21 protein-coding genes and 1 pseudogene are annotated in these 21,559 nt (G+C 63.7%); 9 read left to right on the top strand and 13 right to left on the bottom strand.

Annotated elements, in window-relative coordinates; translation table 11 throughout:
• Positions 1-320: 320 nt before the first annotated feature.
• Positions 321-461: a hypothetical protein gene (locus B0G73_RS40660; RefSeq protein WP_181196652.1), complete on the top strand. Its 141-nt coding sequence runs from the start codon at positions 321-323 to the stop codon at positions 459-461.
• 297 nt (positions 462-758) lie between these two features.
• Here the strand turns inward: B0G73_RS40660 and B0G73_RS40655 are convergent, their stop codons facing one another.
• The gene (locus B0G73_RS40655; RefSeq protein WP_166679109.1) at positions 759-911 is read right to left on the bottom strand and encodes a hypothetical protein; all 153 of its coding nucleotides are present in this window, start codon (positions 909-911) and stop codon (positions 759-761) included.
• Between the two features lie 226 nt (positions 912-1,137).
• On the opposite strand from B0G73_RS40655, the gene B0G73_RS27400 reads away from it, so the two are divergent.
• On the top strand, positions 1,138-2,535 hold the full coding sequence (locus tag B0G73_RS27400; protein ID WP_106284312.1) for an MFS transporter: 1,398 nt from the start codon (positions 1,138-1,140) through the stop codon (positions 2,533-2,535).
• A gap of 10 nt (positions 2,536-2,545) precedes the next feature.
• Here B0G73_RS27400 and B0G73_RS27395 read toward each other — a convergent pair whose 3' ends face one another.
• The 5 genes from B0G73_RS27395 to B0G73_RS27375 form a co-directional block, all read right to left on the bottom strand.
• Entirely contained in the window at positions 2,546-3,037 is a 492-nt protein-coding gene (locus B0G73_RS27395) for a DUF421 domain-containing protein (RefSeq protein ID WP_106284311.1), read from the bottom strand.
• Positions 3,038-3,070: 33 nt separating this feature from the next.
• Positions 3,071-3,727 carry a glycosyltransferase family 2 protein gene (locus B0G73_RS27390; protein ID WP_106284310.1) on the bottom strand — a complete coding sequence of 219 codons (657 nt, stop codon included), beginning with the start codon at positions 3,725-3,727 and terminating at the stop codon, positions 3,071-3,073.
• Positions 3,724-4,329, bottom strand: a complete 606-nt coding sequence (locus tag B0G73_RS27385; protein ID WP_106284309.1) for a bifunctional 2-polyprenyl-6-hydroxyphenol methylase/3-demethylubiquinol 3-O-methyltransferase UbiG — start codon at positions 4,327-4,329, stop codon at positions 3,724-3,726. Before B0G73_RS27385 ends, B0G73_RS27390 begins: the two co-directional genes overlap by 4 nt.
• Before the next feature lie 24 nt (positions 4,330-4,353).
• Complete coding sequence (locus B0G73_RS27380) at positions 4,354-5,532, bottom strand: acyl-CoA/acyl-ACP dehydrogenase (RefSeq protein WP_106284308.1); 1,179 nt, start codon at positions 5,530-5,532, stop codon at positions 4,354-4,356.
• Positions 5,533-5,728: 196 nt separating this feature from the next.
• The gene (locus tag B0G73_RS27375; RefSeq protein ID WP_106284307.1) at positions 5,729-7,702 is read right to left on the bottom strand and encodes a PAS domain S-box protein; all 1,974 of its coding nucleotides are present in this window, start codon (positions 7,700-7,702) and stop codon (positions 5,729-5,731) included.
• 192 nt (positions 7,703-7,894) lie between these two features.
• On the opposite strand from B0G73_RS27375, the gene B0G73_RS27370 reads away from it, so the two are divergent.
• Positions 7,895-8,131, top strand: coding sequence for a hypothetical protein (locus B0G73_RS27370; RefSeq protein WP_106284391.1), 237 nt, complete (start codon positions 7,895-7,897; stop codon positions 8,129-8,131).
• An 82-nt stretch (positions 8,132-8,213) separates the two neighbouring features.
• Here the strand turns inward: B0G73_RS27370 and B0G73_RS27365 are convergent, their stop codons facing one another.
• Positions 8,214-9,263 (bottom strand): NAD(P)/FAD-dependent oxidoreductase, encoded by a 1,050-nt coding sequence (locus tag B0G73_RS27365; protein WP_106284306.1) that lies wholly within the window; start codon positions 9,261-9,263, stop codon positions 8,214-8,216.
• A gap of 239 nt (positions 9,264-9,502) precedes the next feature.
• Here B0G73_RS27365 and B0G73_RS27360 point away from each other — a divergent pair, with 239 nt between their 5' ends.
• Entirely contained in the window at positions 9,503-9,940 is a 438-nt protein-coding gene (locus B0G73_RS27360) for a carboxymuconolactone decarboxylase family protein (RefSeq protein WP_106284305.1), read from the top strand.
• Between the two features lie 145 nt (positions 9,941-10,085).
• Here B0G73_RS27360 and B0G73_RS27355 read toward each other — a convergent pair whose 3' ends face one another.
• The gene (locus B0G73_RS27355) at positions 10,086-10,946 is read right to left on the bottom strand and encodes a LysR family transcriptional regulator (protein ID WP_106284304.1); all 861 of its coding nucleotides are present in this window, start codon (positions 10,944-10,946) and stop codon (positions 10,086-10,088) included.
• Positions 10,947-11,109: 163 nt separating this feature from the next.
• Between B0G73_RS27355 and B0G73_RS27350 the strand changes: the two genes are divergently transcribed.
• Positions 11,110-12,510, top strand: coding sequence for a DHA2 family efflux MFS transporter permease subunit (locus tag B0G73_RS27350; protein WP_106284303.1), 1,401 nt, complete (start codon positions 11,110-11,112; stop codon positions 12,508-12,510).
• Between the two features lie 13 nt (positions 12,511-12,523).
• On the opposite strand, the pseudogene B0G73_RS27345 reads toward B0G73_RS27350, so the two are convergent.
• Positions 12,524-13,271, bottom strand: a pseudogene (locus B0G73_RS27345) (SDR family NAD(P)-dependent oxidoreductase).
• 261 nt (positions 13,272-13,532) lie between these two features.
• Between B0G73_RS27345 and B0G73_RS27340 the strand changes: the two are divergent.
• A complete protein-coding gene (locus B0G73_RS27340; RefSeq protein ID WP_106284302.1) occupies positions 13,533-14,462 on the top strand; it encodes a LysR family transcriptional regulator in 930 nt (309 codons plus the stop codon).
• Positions 14,463-14,501: 39 nt separating this feature from the next.
• Here B0G73_RS27340 and B0G73_RS27335 read toward each other — a convergent pair whose 3' ends face one another.
• A complete protein-coding gene (locus B0G73_RS27335; protein WP_106284301.1) occupies positions 14,502-14,753 on the bottom strand; it encodes a DUF1488 domain-containing protein in 252 nt (83 codons plus the stop codon).
• Between the two features lie 173 nt (positions 14,754-14,926).
• Here B0G73_RS27335 and B0G73_RS27330 point away from each other — a divergent pair, with 173 nt between their 5' ends.
• From B0G73_RS27330 to B0G73_RS27320, 3 genes are all read left to right on the top strand, one after another.
• On the top strand, positions 14,927-15,106 hold the full coding sequence (locus B0G73_RS27330) for a hypothetical protein (RefSeq protein ID WP_106284300.1): 180 nt from the start codon (positions 14,927-14,929) through the stop codon (positions 15,104-15,106).
• Between the two features lie 212 nt (positions 15,107-15,318).
• Entirely contained in the window at positions 15,319-16,401 is a 1,083-nt protein-coding gene (locus tag B0G73_RS27325; RefSeq protein WP_106284299.1) for a glycosyltransferase family 2 protein, read from the top strand.
• 157 nt (positions 16,402-16,558) lie between these two features.
• Positions 16,559-16,780, top strand: a complete 222-nt coding sequence (locus B0G73_RS27320) for a hypothetical protein (protein ID WP_012433250.1) — start codon at positions 16,559-16,561, stop codon at positions 16,778-16,780.
• Between the two features lie 144 nt (positions 16,781-16,924).
• On the opposite strand, the gene B0G73_RS27315 is transcribed toward B0G73_RS27320, so the two are convergent.
• The 3 genes from B0G73_RS27315 to B0G73_RS27305 all read right to left on the bottom strand — a co-directional run bounded on the left by B0G73_RS27315 (position 16,925) and on the right by B0G73_RS27305 (position 21,525).
• Positions 16,925-18,229, bottom strand: coding sequence for an MFS family transporter (locus tag B0G73_RS27315; protein WP_106284298.1), 1,305 nt, complete (start codon positions 18,227-18,229; stop codon positions 16,925-16,927).
• Positions 18,230-18,526: 297 nt separating this feature from the next.
• Positions 18,527-20,257, bottom strand: coding sequence for a SpoVR family protein (locus B0G73_RS27310; protein ID WP_106284297.1), 1,731 nt, complete (start codon positions 20,255-20,257; stop codon positions 18,527-18,529).
• The gene (locus B0G73_RS27305; protein ID WP_106284296.1) at positions 20,254-21,525 is read right to left on the bottom strand and encodes a YeaH/YhbH family protein; all 1,272 of its coding nucleotides are present in this window, start codon (positions 21,523-21,525) and stop codon (positions 20,254-20,256) included. The genes B0G73_RS27310 and B0G73_RS27305 overlap by 4 nt, the downstream gene beginning before the upstream one ends.
• Positions 21,526-21,559 lie beyond the last annotated feature (34 nt).

Below are 21,559 nucleotides of genomic sequence, written 5' to 3'. Positions count from 1 at the left end.
GGGGTTTAACCTTAGCCGGCCATTGGATATGAAAGCGCCGCGCGGCGCGCCGCGGCGATACGCGAATCAAACGGTCGATATTGCCGATTGGGCTGTGACGGGACGCGTCCGGTAGCTGACAGGGGGCTGAAGTTTAAACGCTATTTACGCGCTGCGAATGAAGATTCGACATTGCGCCGAGTGTGTGCGCACGCTGTATCGCTCGAACCGTGGAAGCGCAGCATCAAGATTTTCTCTTCGCGTGCCGTAATCGAGAGCAATAGCTCAGTGAAACGCGGCGCATTTGCCGGGTGAAATTCGGTACTTGAAGGAGAAAGAAGATGGCGGAACAGGATTGGATGATGGCGGGCGTGTATCTGGTCGGATTGGTGTCCATCGCGCTGTTGATGAGCGCACTCGCCACGCGAGCGACCATGGAACGCAAGACCGTAGCGAAGGTGTCGCGCCGCGTCCGCGACTAAGTCAGGCGACGATATACAGCCCCGACGCTGTACGAGATTAGACACGAACGGCGTAACGAAAGCCCGGCACACGGCGCGAAGTACGCGCGTGCCGCCGCTGGAACGATTTTCGAATAATGGGGAATCGGTTCGCGCAGCGCTCGCTGCGCATGCCCGCGAGGCCGCGGTGACATCGCGGCCTGGCGGGCATGAATGACGCAGAAATAATGCTAAGCCGTGCCGACGTGCGCGTGACAGACGGGGCGCATGTCAGCGCCCTGCTCTATCAGTCAGTGCATGCGGCGCGCGGCCTTTGTCTTACTCCGGACGGCGATGCGCCTCGGCGATCACGGCGCAGTTTTGCAGATGCAGGTTCAGGGCATGCAGGGCCAAGGCGCGCAGCTTGCCGAAGAAAGTGCTGTTGGCGGCGACGGTAGCGCGGACGGCGGAAGCGTTGGAAGCGGTGTTCATGGCGGACTCCTGTATAGGGTTTATACCTAGGCAATAACCCGATTATAACCGCCTCCTGCCGCACTGCAACAAATATCAATAAAACGGCCGACTGTTGCATGACGGTCACATGCGCCGCCGCCCAACTTAAAAAGGGTGGCACCGGCCGCCGCACTATTAACAAACCGCACCGTACAGGTGCAATAATGACCCCTTTGCCCGCGACCGTTCGCCGCAGCCCGCCTTCATGACCGCCGTCCAGAAAGCCCTGATTGCGCCCCTTATCGTCGCGTGCGCGATGTTCATGGAAAGTGTCGATGCGAACGTGATCGTGACCGCGCTACCCGCCATGGCGCGCGACTTCGGGCGCGATCCGGTCACGCTGAAAATCGCCGTGACGAGCTATGTGCTGGGACTGGGCGTGTTCATCCCCGTGTGCGGCTGGCTCGCCGACCGGTTCGGCGCACGCACGATCTTCCGCACGGCGATCGGTATCTTCGTGACGGGTTCGCTGCTGTGCGCCGCGTCGAATTCTCTCGCCACCTTCACGCTCGCGCGCTTCGTGCAAGGCGTGGGCGGCGCGATGATGGTGCCGGTCGGGCGGATCATTATCTTTCGCGTGGTGCACAAGGCCGACTTCATCCGCGCGATGAACTATCTGAGCGTTCCCGCGATGCTCGGCCCGGCCGCGGGACCGCTGCTCGGCGGCTTCATCACCACCTATCTGCACTGGCGCCTGATTTTCTTCATCAACGTGCCGATCGGCATCCTCGGCATCTATCTGACCAACAAGCACATCGCCAACACGCGCGAACCGGACCCGGGCCCGCTCGACTGGATCGGTTTTTTTCTGTCGGCGGCGGGCGCGGTGCTGCTTCTGCTCGGGCTGTCGCTGGTCGGCGGCGAACTGATTTCCAACGGCGACGCATTCGGCATGTGCGCGTGCGGCGCGGTTTTGCTCGCGGCCTATGTCGCCTACGCGCAGCGCGTCCCGCTGCCGCTGCTGGACCTGCGCTTTTTCAAGGTGCCGACGTTCCAGGCGAGCGTGCTGGGCGGTTCGTTGTTCCGGATCGGCCTCGGCGCGCTGCCGTTCCTGTTGCCGCTGATGCTGCAGGAAGGCCACGGCATGAGCGCGTTCGAATCCGGCCTGATCACCTGCGCGTCCGCGTTCGGTGGCATGTTCATGCGCACGGTCGCCTCGAGCGTGCTGCATCGTTTCGGTTTCCGTTCGGTGCTGGTGGTGAACGCCGCATTGTCGGGACTCTCGATCGCTGCGTGCGGACTGTTTTTCCCCGGCACGCCGACCTGGATCATCTGGGTGATCGTGCTGCTCGGCGGCTTCTTCCCGGCGCTGCAATTCACGAGTCTGAACTCGCTCACTTACGCGGAAATCGCGAGCCGCGATGTGGGCCGCGCCACGAGTCTCGGCAGCGTCGTGCAGCAGATGTCGCTCGGCCTCGGCGTCACGATCGGCGGCATCGTACTGCAGATCTCACGCGTGCTGCATGGGCATCCTGGCATCACATGGTCGGATTTCTGGCCGGCGTTTCTGGTGGTTGGGCTATGCTCGTTCGCGTCGATTCCGGTCACGTTGCGCATGCCGCGCGGAGCCGGCGAAGAAATCTCACGCGGTGGCCGGGGCTGACCGGTTCGACTCACGCCTTCTTGCGGATCACGCTCACTTCGCCGTTGCGCTCGAGAATCGCCGCGGCCACGTTTTCCATCGAACGTGAGCCGGTTTTCTGCCGCACGCTTTCCTGAATGTCGGTTCGGCTGATCAACGCCGCGTCCATCTCGCGCGCGTTGAATTCGCCGTTGCTGAACACCTCGCGTTCGACGCCGCCCACCAGCCGCTCCAGCGCGCGCGAGCGCATGCATACCCACGCCAGCGCCCGATGGCAGACGACGATCGCGAACGACGCCACGACCGTGGCGATAAACGGCGACGCACCGACGATGGCCCGGCTCAACATCGCGCCGAGCAGGATCACCACTACCGAATCGAATGGCGAGCGTTGTCCGAACGAACGCCGGCCCGAGATGCGGATCAGCACCAGCGCGATCAGAAACACGACGACCGAGCGCATGGCCATCTGCAGCGGGTCGAGCATCCTGCCTTGACCGAACAGCAGCAAGAACGCTTCCATCCTGTCGCCCTCCTGTTCTAGCAGGCGGCGCCCTTATCCGGCGGCCGCCCACGCCGCAAGCGTATCGCCGAAGCCGCCGCGAGCGCGAGCCGCTGCGCGCGCGCTCGTAATCACGCGCGGCGCCGCGCTCCAGGCGATGCGCGCGCCGATCGCGATCAGCCGGTCGACCAGCGCGACATCTTCGCTGCACCTGAGCGGCGGAAAGCCACCCGCGCGCCGGTAGGCGTCGGCCGACACGCCGAGGTTCGCACCGTGAATATGACGATGACCGTCGGCATCCACGTAAGTCTTGCGGAAGTATTCGCGCACGCTATGCGGATGCGCGGTCCAGTCGTCGACGGCAATCGAGCCGCACACCGCGTCAGCCGCCAGCGAAAGCTGCGCCACCAGCCAGCCCGACGAGACGCGGCTGTCGGCGTCGGTGAACGCGAGCCAGCGCGCGCCGTCCGCCAGCAGGAAGTCCGCACCCGCCGCGCGCGCAATGCCGACATTGCGCGCTTTCAGCGTCAGCGTCTCGACGCCGTAGGCCCGTGCGATTGCCCCGCTGAAGTCGTCGCATGCGTCGAGCACGACCACGATGCGCACCGTTTCGCCCGCTAGGTCCTCATGGCGAGAGGCCGCGATCAAGGCAGCGAGACAAGGCGCCAGCAACGCCTCTTCGTTATGCGCCGGAACGATCACGCCGATCATAGAAGCCCCTCGCGTTGCGCGACCGAGCGTGCGTCGCGCGACCAGACGTCGATCAGCAGATCGGCTTCATCGTGATGCGCGAGACGCGTGAGGCCGCAGCGCGTGTCGAACAGCGCATGCGCGGCATCGGCGGATTCGAGCGCTTCGGCGAAGGGCCGGCGCCAATGACAGGCGAGCAGCGTGCCGTCCGTGGTGAGCGAGGCGGCGATTCGCGCAGCCAGCGTTTCCAGCTCCGCCGAATCGAGGTAATAGGCGAATTCGCTGATCACGATCAGATCGAACGGCCCGGCCTCGGTCGGCCAATCGCGCGGCACCGTGCGTTGTTCGACGCGGACGTGCGGCGCGTCGGCAACGCGCTCGCGTGCAAGCTGCACCGCGCGCTCGTGCAGATCCGCCGCGAGCAGCACGTCGCAGCGCTTCGCCAGCTCGACGGTCAGTTCGCCGTTGGCGCAGCCGGGTTCGAACGCACTCCGGTAGCGCGGGCGCGGCAGCAACGCGAGCGTCAACGACCGCTTGCGGCGCTCGTACCAACCTTCGCGCAACTTCCACGGATCGTCGCTGTGTCGATAGAGTTCGTCGAAGTAGGTAGCCGGTGAGCTCATGTCAGCGGCCCTCCGTGTATGGCGTCAGAGCATCCACGGGGCACCTCCGGCATCGGGACCGTCGCGACCGTCGGCGGGTCCCGCCGCGGCGATCAGCTCACCGAGCGCAGCGAGATCGCGCTCCGCGTGGCTCTGTCGCAGGAACACCGGCAGATCCGCCAGCGCACGTGCGAAGCGCGCGTTGCGGCACAACGGGCCGGCGCCGAGGGCCCGTGTCGCGTGATTCATCACGGCCGTCGAGGCCTCTTCCACCACCAGGCGCGCGCGCATGGTCTCGCGCTGCGAGTCGGCTAGCGGATTGGCGTCGATGTGCGCGGCGGTCTCGCGCAATACCGCGGCCGCGCCGGCCAGTGCCACCTCGACCGCGCCGAGGTGGGCGAACCAATGCGGATCCGCGCGCCGCGTGCACGCGGCGCGCAGCATGTGCGCAATCTGCGTGGCGGCCCCATACCAGCACGCGGCAATTCCGGCGCCGCCGTGCCAAAAACCGGGACGCCGTACATAGGCATGCGCGCCGCCCACGAGTGTCGCCGATGTCTGGTCGAAGCTCACGTCGGCGCTTGCCGTGGCCTGCATGCCGACCGCCTGCCACTTCGACGTGTCGATCGAGATGGACGGCTGATTCATTGCCACAGCCGCCAGCACCGGCTCATCGTCCAACCATGCGGTAACGAGCGCATGCGTGACCACACCCGCCCCCGAGCACCACGCTTTCGTGCCGGTGAGGCGAAGGTTCTCGCCATCGCTTCGGATTCCTACCTTGAGCGCTTGCACACGCGCATCGGGCGGCTCGGCGGCCCAGACGCCCCAGCGGCTTCCCGCTGGCGGCGTGGGGCCTTGCAACTCGGCGAGAATCGCGAGCGCATCCGTGTGTCCTTCAAACAGCTTGACGAGCCCGAGATCGCACGCGGCCACCGCAGCCAAGGAACGCCAGCGCACCAGCGTTTCGCCGTGCCCAGGCAAGGGCATGTCAGGCGCACGGTCGTAGCCGCGCTCGGCCAGCGCGCACAACACGCCGCCAAGCGCGACGGGGTCGCCGGAATCGAAACGCGTATCACGCAGAAAATTTTCGAGCGACGCGGCAGGTTTCGCGTCTTTCCGCGGTCCGCCCGCCCTGACATGGGAATCGCGAGATGCGGTCATGCCGGCGTTTTGCGGCGGCCGCGCGTTGGCGCCGGCCGTACGGCCACGCGTATCGAGCATCGTGCCTCCCTGAAGCTGTTCAATCGACTGCCGGCGGACTCTCAAGGGCCGCCGCGCACAGAAGACCCACAGCAAGCGGCGTGCCTCGAACACCGGACGTCGGAATGCACAACATCTTTCTTCAGGAATCGGGAATGTGCAGGCGCGCAAGCCGTCACACCGCTCTGGTATGAGGGAAGCGCGCCCTGCCTGAACGCTAGTCGGGACCGCGTTCGCTGCGCCGCGCTTCCACGTCGGCCAGCAGGGCATCGAACAGTTCCAGTCCAACCGGCTTGACGAGATGCGCATGGAAACCGGCTTCGCGGGTACGCTCGCGATCGCTCGCGTGGCCGAAGCCAGTCATGGCGGCGTACCGCGTGTTGGCAAGCGCGGGCATGACGCGCAGCGCCGCAATCGTCTCGTAGCCGTCCATCTTCGGCATCGCGATGTCGATCACCGCGAGATGAGGCGCGAAACGCGGCGCGATCAGCACCGCCTGCTCGCCCTCGTAGGCGATGCGCACCTCGTGGCCTTTGAGTTCGAGCAGCATGGCGAGACTGTCGGCCGAATCGCGATTGTCATCGACCAGCAGAATGCGCAGCGGCGCGACTTCGGTGTTCGCCGCGTTCGCTTCATCGCCCGTTGCTTCGGGTGGCGCGGCGGCCAGCGGCAGACTCAGCGTGAAGGTGCTGCCGCAGCCCGGCCCTTCGCTGCTCGCGATAATGCTGCCACCGTGCATCTCGACGAGCGACTTGCACAACGTGAGGCCGATGCCGAGACCGCCCTCGCCAGTATTCTGCCCGCTCTTTTCCTGAGCGAACAGTTCGAAGATCTTGTCGAGCGAGCGCACTGGGATGCCGCAACCCGCATCGCGCACTTCGAGCACCGCCATCTGGTAGTCGACTCGCGCCGCGACATCGATGGCACTGCCGACCGGCGAGAATTTTGCCGCGTTGTGCAAGAGGTTCTGCAACACCTGCACGAGGCGCGTCATGTCGCCGCGCACGAACACCGGCTCGTCGGGCATATGCTGGACGACCCGCTGCTCGTGCGCATCCGTGAACGGCCGGGCCGCCTCGATCGCGCGCGCCATGACCTCGGCCAGATCGACGCGGCCGAAGCGCAACTCGACCTTGTTCGACATGATCCGGCCAACGTCGAGCAGATCGTCGACGAGCCGCGTGAGGTGCGTGACCTGCCGGTCGATCAGGTCGCGCGAACGTGCCACGGTGGGGCTCACACCGGTTTCGAGTTGCATCACGCCGATCGCGTTGCGCACCGGCGCGAGCGGATTGCGCAACTCATGGGCGAGGGTCGCGAGAAACTGCCGCATGCGTTCGCCCGAACGTTCCAGTTCTTCGCGCTGACGCCGCTCGGTCAGATCGCGCGTGACCTTGGCGAAGCCGCGCAGCCGGTTCGATTCGTCATGCACCGCCGTGATGACGACGTTGGCCCAGAAGGTCGTGCCGTCCTTGCGCACGCGCCAGCCTTCGTCCTCGACGTGGCCGAGCTGCCGGGCAATCGCCAGTTCGCGCGCGGGCTTGCCGGCCGCCGCTTCCTCGGGTACGTAGAAGGTCGAGAAATGCCGGCCGACGATTTCCTCGCGCGTATAGCCTTTGATGCGCGCGGCGCCCGAATTCCAGCTCACCACGTAGCCTTGCGGGTCGAGCATGAAGATCGCGTAATCCTTCACGCAGTCGACCAGCAATCGGAAACGCTCTTCGCTTTGCCGCAGCGCTTCCACGTACTCGCGTTGCGCGCTCAAATCGCGCGTGATCTTGGCAAAGCCGGTGAGTATGCCCGCGTCGTTGCGCATCGACGTGATCACGACATTCGACCAGAAGGTCGTGCCGTCCTTGCGCTTGCGCCAGCCTTCGTCCTCGAAGCGGCCGGTCAGCGACGCCTGTTGCAGTTCGTAGGCGGGCCAGCCGCGCGCCACGGCTTCCTCGGTATAGAAGCGCGAAAAGTGCTCGCCGACGATCTCCTGCTCTGAGTAACCCGTCAGCTTGTGGCCCCCCGCATTACAACTCACGATCAGCCCGGTCGGGTCGAGCAGGAAGATCGCATAGTCTTCGATTGCCTGCAGCAGCGCCCAGTAGTCGACCTCGACAGCCGCGCCGGGACGGGCCGCGGCCGGGACTGTCACCGGCTGGCCGTTTTCGCTGGCGGAAGGGACATCAAGCGGTTTCATTGTGGTCAGAAATAAGGGCTACGGCCAAAAGCATACACCGCCAATCACCAGCCGCTTTGCCTATGGTTTCACCTGAGGTCCGCGCGAACGGCCCGACGCCAGAGTCCGCGTCGAGAAAAGCGCTGACGGGATCGCCGGGCCCCGCAATTGCTACTCCGTGATCGCACCATCATCAAACAACAGGAGTCGCAATTGAAACAGGCATTCATTACCCTCGCTCTCAGTGCCGCACTGGCACTCATCTGCACTGCCGCGCAAGCCGAAGGCTGTACGAAAGGCGCGGTCGTGGGCGGCGTGGCCGGCCACGTCGCGGGTGGCCATGGCGTAGCGGGCGCGGCGGCCGGCTGCGCGGTCGGCCATCACGAGGCCAAGAAGAAGGACAAGGAAGCCAGCGCGGCCGCGGCCGCGAGTCAACCCGCCGGGAAATAAGCGGCGCGTGGAAAAGAGCCGGTAGTGGCCTGCGGTTACTGCCGGCTGGATCAATCAGGAAACCGCTATCTGCGCGAGATGGTCACCCGGCGGCACTGACCTTTTCCGCCAGCTTTGCGTCGTAGCTCGAATGCACGTGCACACGCTTTTTGTCCGGATAAGCGTACGAGTACGCCCGGCGCAGCGCCAGCGATGCCTCATGAAAACCCGACAGAATCAGCTTCTGCTTGTTCGGATAATTGGCGATGTCGCCCACCGCGAAGATACCGGGCCGCGAACTTTCGTAGTTCGACGTATCGACATCGACGCGCCCCGCGTGAATCGATAGCCCCCACTGCGCGATCGGCCCAAGATCGGCAACGAGTCCATAGAGCGCGAGGAGATGCTCGGCCGCGAGTTGCGTCTCGCCCTCGATATGTCGCAACGTGATCGACTTCAATGCATCGCCTTCGACGTCGAGTCCCGCAATCGCGCCGACGATAAAGTCCATTTCGCCCGCCTCGACCGCGCGCCGCATCGACGCGACGCTCGAATCAGCCGCGCTGAAACCGCTGCGCCGATGCACGAGCGTCACCCGGCGCGCGACCTTGCGCAGCGCCAGCGCCCAGTCGAGCGCGGAATCGCCGCCGCCCGCCACGACCACGACCTTGTCGGCGAAGTCCGCGAGACGCGGCACGCTGTAGTGCACATGACGCGACTCCAGCGGTACGGCCTCGGCCAAGGCCAGCTTTTGCGGCACGAACGCGCCGTTGCCGGCGGCGAGCAGGATCGCCGCGACATCGAACACGAGGCCGCGCCCGGTACGTACCGTCCAGCGTCCGTCGCTGCCCTGCTCGACCGACTCGACCCGTTGTTCGAGATGGATGGCCGGATCGAACGGCTTGCATTGCGCCAGCAGTCGCTCGACCAGCTCGCGCGCGGTGCACGACGCAATGGCGGGAATGTCGTAGATCGGCTTGTCGGGATAAAGCTCGATGCATTGGCCGCCGATCTTGTCGAGCCCGTCGACGATCTGGCAGGACAGGCCGATCACGCCCGCCTCGAAAGCGGCGAAAAGCCCCACCGGCCCGGCGCCGACGATCAGGACGTCGGTGCGGATCGGCGGCGGTTGCTGGTGTGCGGCGGAAGTCATGCGCGATCTCTTCGGATGGGTAGATGGGTGAATGACCCACCATACCGAATCGGCCGATGCGCGGCAACGATGCCATTACGGTCGGTAAGGACGCTCGGCGGGCCGCGTGCGCGCCCGCTCACCGCGTCAAAGTGGTTACCTGAAAATCACCATAATCGGTCATTTCCCGAAGCCAGTCATGCGCCTAATCTTCCCTCATCGCATTACGGAATGCGTCCAACCCAACTCAGGAGTGAATCATGGAACAACGTCTCGACTTCTACAAAGCCAACCCCGCCGCGATCAAGGCCATGATCGGCGTTGAAGAACGCATCGGCAAATCGGCGCTCGAAAAATCGCTGACCGAACTGGTTCGTCTGCGCGCCTCGCAGATCAACGGCTGCGCATACTGCGTCGACATGCACACTGCCGACGCCCGCAAGGGCGGCGAAACCGACCGCCGTCTGGCGACCGTGGTGGTCTGGCGCGAAACGCCGTTCTTCACGGACCGGGAACGCGCCGCGCTCGAATGGACGGAAGCGCTGACGCTAATATCGCAAGTGCACGTGCCCGACGCGGTTTGGGAAGCGGTGCGCCCGCACTTCAGCGACGAAGAACTGGTCGATTTGACGCTGCTGGTTTCCGCGATCAACGCATGGAACCGCTTCGCGATTTCGTTCCGCAAGCTGCCTGCCTGAGCGGCACGCGCTCAGAAACAATGCAGTTCAGTCCGCTTCGGTTGGAAAGCGGCGGCACGCACCACGCGGATTCGCTATGCCGATGCGCGATCCTTCGCCGTCATGTCAATGCATGGCGTCGATCCTTGCGCCTCGCGCCTCGCCGCTATTCCCCGATCCACGATCCGCGCAGATCGCTGTCGTGCAGCAATTGCAGCAGCGTGCCCGCCGGCCGGCTAAGCCGCTTCGCCGCCAGCGCGATGAATTCCACCGACGGCAGCGTCGGCAGACTCGCCGTGTTCAGGGGCGCCGCAAGACCGCGTGCCGCCAGATACTGCGGACGAACCGTAATGCCGAGGCCGCCGCGCGCGGCCGCGATGCAACCGGCGTGGCTGCTGCTCGTGCACACCAACTGCCAACTGAATCCCGCCTCGGCGAGCGCGTCGAGCACGACGGCTCGCGTCACGCTCGGTTCGGCGACTAGGATCAGCGGCAAGGGCTGACTCAAATCGACCAGCGTACCGGCGCGCGCCAGCCACTCCAGCCGCCCGGTGAAGAGCGGCACGCCGCGCCTGTCGCCGAGACGGCGCTTGCCGACCAGCAGATCGATCGCCCCGGCATCGAGCAACTCATACAGCTTGCCGGTCATGCCGATGGTGATTTCCAGTTCGACATCCGGATGCGCGTCGCGAAACGCGGCGAGTACGGTGGGCAGCGGACCGAGCGCGACGTCGTCCGAAGAACCGAGCCGCACGCGGCCTTTCAGACGCGGCGCGCGAAACTGCGATTCGGCCCGCGCCAGCGCATGCAGAATCACGCTGGCGTGCGCGAGCATGGCTTCACCGTCCGGCGTCATCGCGAGCGAATGGGTGTCGCGCACGAAAAGGTGCCGGCCCACGCTCTGCTCGAGCCGCCGGATGTGTTCGCTGACGCTCGATTGCGTCAGGTCGAGTCGCCGCCCCGCCTCGGTGAAGCTGTGGCAGGCCGCGACGGTCGAAAAAGTTTTGAGCCAGATGGGATTGAGCATGGGGCATTGTCGCGCCGCTCATCGGCAAAGTCGATAACAGTCAATGCCCTTAGCGGGGTTCCCGATTGACGAGGATGTCAATATGATGACCGGGTTGCCCCCACACTGAATGCTCGGCGTCGACACGGCCGCCCATGCCGCCGCCCCGCTGCACCGTTGAAAGATGACCAAGGATTCTTCCCAGACCGCTTTGCTCTGGATCGTCGCCGCCGGCTTTTTCATGCAGTCGCTCGACACGACGATCGTCAACACCGCGTTGCCGTCGATTGCCAACAGCCTGCACGTCGCACCGCTCGCGATGCAGCCGATCGTGGTCGCCTACACGCTGACCATGGCGATGCTCACGCCCGCCTCGGGCTGGCTCGCCGACCGCTTCGGCACGCGGCGCGTCTACTTCGCCGCCATTCTCGTTTTCGTGCTCGGCTCGATCTGCTGCGCGAGCGCGCACACGCTCGGTCAACTGGTGATGGCGCGCGTGCTGCAAGGCGTGGGCGGTTCGATGCTGCTGCCTATCGGGCGGCTCGCCGTCCTGCGCAGCGTCACGGGCGACCAGTATGTCGCGGCGCTCGCGTTCATTTCGGTGGCCGGGCAACTGGGGCCGATCGCCGGGCCGACGCTCGGCGGCTGGTTCGTTCAGGCGATCACGTGGCACTGGATTTTCCTGATCAACGTGCCGATCGGTGCCGTGGGTCTATATGCGGTGCAGCGCTTCTTGCCATCGCATGGCGAAGCAAAGGCGCCGCCGTTCGACTTCGTCGGCTGCGGGTTGCTCTCGTTGTGCATGATCGCGTTCTCGCTCGCCGTCGACTCGCCGATGCCCACGCATCGCGCGGCATGGTCAGTGGCGCTATTCGCTCTTGCCGTCGTCAGCGCGCTGGCCTACATTCCGCATGCGAGACGCCGCGTCAATCCGCTCTTCAAACTGTCGCTCTTTCGCGAGCCGAATTTCAGCGTCGGTCTGATCGGCAATCTGGTGTGCCGCATCGGTTCGAGTGCCGTGCCGTTTCTCGTGCCCTTGCTGCTGCAATTGCAACTGGGCTACTCGCCGCTGCATTCCGGTCTGATGATGCTGCCCGCGGCGCTCGCCGGCACCGTCGCCAAACGCTGGATCGCGCCGCTCGTGCACCGCTATGGCTACGATGCCTTCCTGCTGGTCAACACGATCATCGTCGGTTCGTCGATCGTTGCGTTCGCACTGATTACACGCGGCACGCCGCTCGTGGTCGAGATCGCGATCCTGGCGGTGTTCGGCGCGGCCAACTCCATGCAATTCGCGGCGATGAACAGCGTCACGCTCAAAGGCCTCTCGCATGAAGACGCCGGCAGCGGCAACAGCCTCTTTTCGATGGTGCAGATGCTGGCCATCGGGCTGGGCGTGTCGATCGGCGGCGGGTTGGTGAATCTCTTCTCGGCGCAAGTCGGATCGGCCGCGCTCGGTTTTCGGCTCGCCTTCGTGTGCGTCGGCGTGATCACGCTGGTGTCGGCGTGGGTGTTTCGTCACCTCGACGAAGCGCCTGCCTCGCGCCCGGTGGGCGGGCAGGCGACGCAAGGCGCGGGCCGCTGATCCGGCGCTTGCGTCAGTCCGGCAAGCGGATGCCGGAAAACCCCGCACACGCCTCGATCAAACGCTCCTGAACGGCAACGTCGTGCACCGCCGGATGCGTCTCGCAGCGCTTCATGTGATAGAAGTACGCGCCGCTGACGGTGCCATACCTGGGTTTTCGGCGCGGCCTGCAAATCGTCCGGCGCGCCAGGACCGCCCATTTTCGTCGCCACCCAACCCGGCTCCAGCGCATTCGACATCACCTGCGGCCAGCGCCGCGCCATCGCGAACGCCAGCAACGCGTCATGCAGTTTCGAGTCCGAGTACGCCGCCGTGCCCCGCCAGGGACGCCGCTCCCAGGCTAGATCGTCGAGGCTCGCGTCGCCGCTGCGATGCAGCCCAGAGCTCAGATAAACGAGCCGCCGCGGCTTCTGGATCAAGGCGGTGAGAATGTAAGGCGCCAGCGTATTCACAGCGAAGACATGCGGCAAGCCGTCGACGGTGGCAATCCGGCGCGGTTCCTGATAGCCGACCGCCGCGTTATGGATCACCGCATCGAAACGGCCTAGCTGGTTGACCTGCCCGGCGAGCGCGATCGTGGCCGCGATGCCCGACAGGTCGCCGATCAGCGCGGCTTCCGCTTGCGGTACGGCTTGCAGTGCCTGGTCGGCGCGCGCGGCAGTGCGCGCGTGCAACACCACCTGATGGCCGGCCTCGACGAGCAGACGCGCGGCCATTTGACCGAGACCATCAGCGGAACCGGTAATAAAAATGCGCGACATGGCGTGTTCTCCGTTGTTCAGTCCAACTGAATCCGAATATGCCTGATGCATGACGAGAATCGCATGTCTCGGTGCTTCGGGCGAACGTCAACAGATTAACGCCCACCGCTCGACTGACGCGATAGCCTGATTGTCATTCCACTCATGACATGACATCATTCGTCCGCCTTACCAGGCGGCGTTTCCGCGAGCCGGCATGTGAATTCAAACGGACTTTCGCGTTAGCATGTCACGCATTAGTAAATAACAAAGGACTATCACATGCCATTTGACGAGCGCATGCTGAACGGCATGGGCGTCTTGACGGCGATTGTCGATTCCGGGAGTTTTGCGGCGGCTGGCGTTGCGCTCGACATGTCGCAATCCGGGGTGAGCCGTTCGGTCGCGCGGCTCGAAGCGCGTCTGGGCATCCGGCTTTTCGACCGCACCACGCGTTCGGTCACGCTGACCGACGAAGGGCGGCGCTTCTACGAACAGATCGTGCCGTTGCTGGGCGGCCTCGAAGAAGCGGCGGCTTCCGCCGCGCAGGGCGCGACCGCCGTGCGCGGACGTTTGCGCGTGAACATGGACCCGTTCTTTTCGCGCCTCGTGCTCGGGCCACGGTTGGGCGGCTTTATCGACAGGCATCCCGATCTGCAGCTCGAACTGATCACCCGCGACCAGATGGGCGATCTGGTCGGCGACGGATTCGATCTCGCGATCCGTTTCGGCGATCCGCCGGTGTCGACGCTGATCGCGCGCAAACTGCTGGAGACGCGCATTCTCACCGTGGCCGCGCCGGCGTATCTGAAGAAGCACGGGCACCCGGCGAATCCGACCGAACTCGAAAGCGGCAAGCATGTCTGCATCAAGTTCCGCGATCCGCTCACGGGCTACCCGTTCAGTTGGGAATTTCATCGCGGCCGCAAGAAAATCGTGATCACGCCGCAGGGCCGTTTGACCGTGAACGACGTGGGCACCCTGCATAGCGCTTGCACGACCGGCCAGGGCGTCGCGCAAATTCTCTCGCTCGGCGCCGAATCGTTGATGGCGAGCGGAAAACTCGTCGAGCTATTTCCCGATTGGGGCGACGAGGTTTATCCGCTGTATGCGCTCTATCCTTCGCGGCATCATCCGCCGGCCAAGGTCCGGGCGTTTTACGATTTCGTCGTCTCGCTGACAGGCGGCGCGCCGCGCGAAACAGCGGCGTGAGGCCGCGTCCCGCGCGCCGGCGCAGCGTGCTGCGCCGCGTCAGGAGATCGTGTAACGGTTCTGCGGGCCGCCCAGGTAGAGGCCGCGGGCGAGCGTGAGGATCTGCTCGCGATGCTGGTCGAACGCGGCGAGGACCGCGGGTTCGTCTGAGCCCACGCTCGGGCTCAGATTGGAAATCACCGAACGGTTGACGGCGAAAGCAATTTCGCGCGCGTTGTCGTAGCCCCAGAAATTCACGCAGTGATGCGAGGCGTCGTAGCTGCGGCTGGGATTCGGGAAGTTGAGGGACATGTCGTACTCCCGCACTATAGGATTCTCGTTCCACGTTGCGCTGAATGGGGGCACGGGTCAAGGGCTTTGTTTGTAATTCCGCGCAGCGATGGCGAGACCCGACCGCAACGCCAGGCGCGAGTCCAGGTCTGCCGCTTGCTGCAATGCTCATGTCATTCACCCAGGAGAGGATCATGAGCGAAACCAAACAAAGCGCCAAAGACAAACCGGCCGACGTCGAGCATCCGCAACCCGCCGCGCACAGCGACAATGAAAAGAGCAAGCTGCCCGAACGCGACGACGCAAGCCGCGATCAAGCGCCGTCGGACCGGCCCGGCAAAAAGCCCGGTGAGGGTGAACCGCCGGTTGGCTAAAATAGTTAGCATCAATCCAGGAGCGGCTTTGCTGTATTTAAACAGCGATGCCGCATAAATTTTTCCCTTCTGACGGCTTTCATAAGCCAAACATTTCTTCCTGTTTTTTACCGATTATTTTTCCCGCGTGATGGACTATTTTTCTGCTTGCAGCGACGTGTGCGCCAGGCGGACCCGCTGCCGCCCCTCTTCAGATAACAAAGGCGACGCTTATGTCCATCTCCCCGATTCTCTCCCACCGCCCGAAAGTCTCGATCTGTGTGCCGACCTGCAATCGACCTGAGCTGATCGCGACGTGCATCGATTCGTGCCTTGCGCAGAGTTACGACAATCTGGAGATCGTGATCGGCGATGACTCGAAAGACGCGCGCACTGAGCGATTGATCGCAGCCCGCTACGCGCGCGAACCGCGCGTGCGCTACGTGAAAAACCAGCCGCCGCTCGGCCAGGCGCGCAATGTCGCGAGCCTCTTCGAGCGCGCACGCGGCGACAAAATCCTGCTGATCCACGACGACGACCTGCTCACCACGGACGGCGTCGAGAAGCTCGTGTCGCTATGGACGCTCTACCCGCTGCTCGAGGTGGCATTCGGCGATCAATATGAAGCCGATCACGGCGGCGCCATCGACTTCCAGGCGAGCGCGGACCTGAACGCCGCATTCCGGCGTACGAAGGACGCCGAAGGCCTGCAGTCCCTGCCGGGCCGAACCGGTCTGGTCCAGATGTTTCCGAATAACGGCTGGATGGCCAACGCCGAACTGGTGAAGCGGATCGGCTACCCGGAAAAGTACGGCGTGTGCTGCGACTTCGTGTTCGGCAGCGAACTCTGTCTCGCCGCGCGCGAGGTGTTCTATCTGCACGACTACGTTTCGGTGTATCGAAAGACGGCAAGCTCGGTCTCGCATAGCACGCGCGGCACGGCGGTCGCGGCGACGGTCAGCGCGTATGCGTACGTCAAGGCGTTGCGGCTGCCGGCGCAACTGGAGCCGTCGCGCAAGCTGGCATTGCGCCGGCTCGCGCCGATCGTGGTGTCCATCCACGCCAGGAATCGTCAGGTGCTCGCAGGGTTCAAGGTCGCCTTCACGCATCTGTTCGCGTACAACTACGGCTTGAGCGCACGGCTTTACTATCATCTTCTGATGCTTGCGCGTGCTGCGCTCAGCGCGCCTCAGCAGGCCGTGGCGGCGGCCGCGAGCGCCGCGGTGGCGGCCGCACCCGTGGTGGCCGCGGATCCGGCCGCCGTGGTGAAGGAACTCGTCTCCGAACTGGTCAGCGATCGTTCGGAACCGGTCTGACGCGACACCACCGGCGCGGAACGCCTGCAAGCGCCGGGCAATAAGCGTGTTTTGTGCTAAGCATCCAATGCTAAGCAATCGCGGATTTGTTGCTTGGTGCGGTGTGGCGCACTGATTACGATGAGAGCGAACCTACACCCGTCTCGAGGTAACTCGCATGTCCGACAGTGCCTGTTTCAAGCCGCGTGTGATCGAACCTGTCGTCGTCAACCAGCCTGAAGGATTGGGCCTTGCAGTGGAGTTATGGCTCGCGCAACCCGTCGACGGAATTGCGGGGCGGGCGCTGCAGATTCATCTGCGCAGCGACGCAAAAATGGCGCAGGCCGAGACGCTGCGCGATCTGCTGCATGCGTTGGGCACGGAGATCGTCGTGGCGTGAGCATGCGCCCTGCCCTCGATGCGCAGTCGGATTGCTCCGGCTGCTCACGCGCATAAAAAACGGCGGCCAAGGCTAACCCCTGACCGCCGTTCTCATGCATCGCCCGAACATACTTTTCGCGCGAGCGGACCGCGTTTCAAAGATTCAGGGCTCGAGACGCAGATACCCTTCTTTCGACGGATCGCGCATGCGCAGCGAAACGAGACCGGCGACCGCGCACAACGCGGTCACGTACCAGTAGAACATCGACTCGTTGCCGACCGACTTCAGCCACAGCGCCACATACTCGGCCGAGCCGCCGAAGATCGCATTCGCCACCGCATACGAAAGCCCCACGCCGAGCGCCCGCACTTCCGGCGGGAACATTTCCGCCTTGATCAGGCCGCTGATCGACGTGTAGAAACTGACGATCGCGAGCGCCACCACGACCAGCCCGAAGGCCGCATACGGGCTCGTCACGTCTTTCAGCGCGTGCAGCAGCGGCACGGTGCCGATGGTCGCGAAGAAGCCGAAGAACAGCATGGAACGGCGGCGGCCGATGCGGTCCGACAACGCGCCGAACGCCGGCTGCATCACCATGTAGACAAAGAGCGCCGCGGTCATCACGTTGCTGGCCGTCTTCGCATGCATGCCCGCCGTGTTGACCAGGTACTTCTGCATGTAGGTGGTGAACGTGTAGAAAATCAGCGAGCCGCCAGCCGTGAAACCGAGCACCGTCATGAACGCGCCCTTGTGCAGCCACAGGCCGCGCAGCGTGCCGGCCTCCTTGCGTTGGCGCGTTTCGGCGGTGGTGGTTTCGTCGAGCGATTTACGCAGATACAGCGCGACCAGCGCCGCGACCGCGCCGATTGCGAACGGCACGCGCCAGCCCCACGCCTTCAGCTCTTCGGTGGAAAGCGTCTGTTGCAGCACCACCAGCACCAGCAGCGCGCACAATTGCCCGCCGATCAGCGTGACGTACTGGAACGACGCGAAGAAACCGCGCCGGCCCTTGAGCGCGACCTCACTCATGTAGGTCGCGCTGGTGCCGTACTCACCGCCCACCGACAAGCCCTGGAACAGCCGCGCGACCAGCAGCAGCGCCGGCGCCAGCGCACCGATTTGCGCGTAGGTGGGCAGCACGGCGATCACGAGCGAGCCGCCGCACATCATGAACACCGACACCATCATCGCGGTGCGGCGGCCGTGCTTGTCGGCGAGGCGGCCGAAGAACCAGCCGCCAATCGGACGCATCAGGAAGCCGGCGGCGAACACGCCCGCCGTGTTGAGCAACTGCGTGGTGGTGTTGCCGCTCGGGAAGAACGCGGGCGCGAAGTACAGCGCGCAGAACGAATACACGTAAAAGTCGAACCACTCGACGAGATTGCCTGATGAAGCGCCAACTATCGCGAAGATGCGGCGCCGGGTATCGTGAGCCGAGGCCACGGTTTGGTCGGTTAAGTCGGTCATGCTGGTCTCTTTCCTTATCTTTGAACGGAGGTAGCGGTCTTGGCGCCGCCTTCATCGCGCGCGGCGAAGTGCCCTGCCGGCATGTCGTCGCACGCGTGCGCGAATTTTACAGAACCGCAAGGCAAAGATGGGAGTTTGTTAGCGACCCGCGAATGCGCGCCATCCGTCTTGTTGCGGCGCGGCAGTGTTGAGAACCGGCCTGATCGCGGTCGGGCAGCCAAGAAAAAAGCCAGCTCGAAAGCTGGCTTCTTTGGGTCGCAACACCTCAACCGCGCTGCGTTGCACTGCGGCCTCCGGTCACACTCTCACTGCCGGCGGCACATAACGGCACTCGTAACGCTTGCGGACCGTGCCATTCTCATCGACGCTTTCCAGGTACACGTCGAATTGCCACAGCCGCGCCATGTGCTTGAGCACTTCGTCGCTATCGCCGGAAAGATGCCGGTTGTCGCTCATGAAGTGCCGCAGCGTCAAACTCCGGTCGCCGCGCGTGTTCACCGCCCACACCTGAATATTCGGCTCGCGGTGATGCATGTCGTACTGGCGCGACAGCGCCTGACGCACGTACTGATAGCCGCTGTCGTCGTGAATTGCCGAGACTTCGAGCGCATCGCGCATGTCGTCGTCGAGCACGGAGAAGAGGCGCATTTCGCGGATCAGATGCGGCGACAGATACTGCGCGACGAAACTCTCGTCCTTGAAGTTGCGCATCGCGTAGTGCATGGCCGGGAGCCACGGACTGCCCGCCAGTTCCGGGAACCACTTGCGGTCTTCTTCCGTGGGCGATTCGCAGATGCGGCGAATATCGCTCATCATCGAAAAACCAAGCGCGTACGGATTGATCCCGCTGTAGTACGGTTTCGTGACCGGCGGCTGGTAGACCACGTTGCTGTGCGAATGGAGAAACTCCATCATGAAGCCGTCTTCCAGCTTGCCCTGGTTGTACATGGTGTTGAGCAAGGTGTAGTGCCAGAATGTCGCCCAGCCCTCGTTCATCACCTGGGTCTGCCGTTGCGGATAGAAATACTGGCCGACCTTGCGCACGATGCGGATCACTTCCCGCTCCCACGGCTCCAGCAGCGGCGCGTTTTTCTCCGCGAAATACAGCAGGTTTTCCTGCGGCTCCGGTGGATAGCGTTCCTCGACTTCCTCCGGCAGCGGCGTATGCCGGGTCGGCAAGGTGCGCCACAGTTCATTCACCTGCGACTGCAGATAGGCCTCGCGTTCGCGGCGCGCCGCAAACTCCTTTTGCAGCGACAGCTTCTGCGGACGTTTGTAACGGTCCACGCCATAGTTCATCAACGCGTGGCAGGAATCGAGCAGCTCCTCGACCCGGTCGAGCCCAAAACGCTCCTCGCACTCCGCGATGTAATTCTTCGCGTACACAAGGTAGTCGATGATCGCGTGCGCATCCGTCCAGAGCCTGAACAGATAGTTGCCCTTGAAGAACGAGTTGTGCCCATAGGCCGCATGGGCGATGACGAGCGCCTGCATCGTCATCGTGTTCTCTTCCATCAGATACGCGATGCAGGGGTTCGAATTGATGACGATCTCGTACGCCAGCCCCATCTGCCCGCGACGGTAGCTTTTTTCGGTGGAGAGAAAGTGTTTGCCGAACGACCAGTGACGGTAGTTCACCGGCATACCGACGGACGCGTACGCATCCATCATCTGTTCGGCGCTGATGAGTTCGAGCTGGATCGGATACACGTCGAGTTCATATTGCTCTGCAACACGGGCAATATGCGAGTCGTACTCTTCGATCAATTCGAAGGTCCAGTCGGACGGGCACGGCAGAGGCCGTCTATCGGCTACGTTCATACGGACTTCCCTTTGCCCCTGAGTGGGCGTTCCGGTGTGTCCCCGTGCTGCAGCGGTGTCGACTGCTCCGGCTGCGGCGGTTCCGGTATCGTCCGCCCTCGCCTCGGCATGCCCCGACTGTTGCTGCTGCGGCACGCCTTTTCCGTGCTCCGGCGCGCCGTTCGCCGGCTCGCCGCGCACTTCGTTGTGCAGGTGCCTGTTCGTCATGAATTAGCCGCCTGCTTTTCGAACAACTCGCGAAACACCGGATAAATGTCAGCCGCGGTCTCGACTTTCTTCATCGCCATGTGCGGCTGGCTCAACGCCAACTGCGCATATTCCAGCCACAGATTCTGTTCTTCCGGCGTCACCTGAATATACGCAAAATAGCGCACCTTCTCCAGGATGTCATCCGAGAGTATCTTGCGGCACTTCGGCGAGTCGTCGGTCCAGTTGTCGCCGTCCGACGCCTGAGCGCCGTAAATATTCCATTCAGTCGGCGAATAGCGCTCGTCCATCACCTTCTGCATCAATTCCAGCGCGCTCGACACCACCGTGCCGCCGCTTTCGGTCGAATGGAAGAACGTGTCTTCGTCGACCTCTTCGGCGCGCGTGTGGTGGCGAATGAACACCACTTCGATCTTCTCGTAGTTACGCTTGAGGAACAGATACAACAGGATAAAGAAGCGCTTGGCGAGATCCTTGCGCTGCTCGTCCATGGAACCGGAGACATCCATCAGACAGAACATCACGGCCTGGCTGGACGGCGTGGGCTGCTTCACGCGGTTCACGTAGCGCAGATCGAACGGATCGATGAACGGAATCCGCCAGATGCGCCCGCGCAAATGGTGAATCTCTTCTTCGAGCAGTTTGATGTCTTCGCGACGGTCGTCGGGATCGGCTTTCATGACCTCCAGTTGCCGCTCCATCTCGTGCAACTGGTTGACGAGCGGCGCCCCGAGCGCGATGCGGCGGCCGAGCGCGCTGCGCAGCGAACGGACCACGTCGATGTTGTTCGGCGTGCCTTCGGCAGCCCAGCCCGCGCGGATGCTCTTCCACGTCGGGACGGCAAGCAGATGGGTTTTGACGAGGCGCGGCAGTTCGAGATCGTCGAAGAAATACTGCATGAATTCTTCACGGCTCAGCTCGAACACGAAGTCGTCCTGACCCTCGCCTTCATTGCGGGCCTGATTGCCCCCGCCTCCGCCGCCGCCCCCTTGCGGGCGCTGGATCTTGTCGCCGCGGATGTAGTCGGAATTGCCCGGATGCACCATTTCCCGCTTGCCGCCGGGGCCGTGCCGGAACGACGGTTCCGCAATGTCCTTGCGCGGGATGGTGATGCTCTGGGTGTTCTGAATGTCCTTGATGCTGCGGTCGCGCACGGCTTCCGAAACGGCGCGACGAATATAGTTCTTAACGCGACGCAAAAAACGTTCGCGATTCGCAATGCTTTTGTTCTTGCCTGCTAACCTGCGGTCGATGATTTGATGAAGCACGCCCGGTCTCCCGCTGTAATATCGCGTTTGCGAG

Source organism: Paraburkholderia sp. BL25I1N1, from assembly GCF_003002025.1.
Classification (GTDB): Bacteria; Pseudomonadota; Gammaproteobacteria; order Burkholderiales; family Burkholderiaceae; genus Paraburkholderia.
The sequence above is the reverse complement of the archived record's forward strand: the minus strand, read 5'-3'. Positions and strand labels throughout refer to the sequence as shown.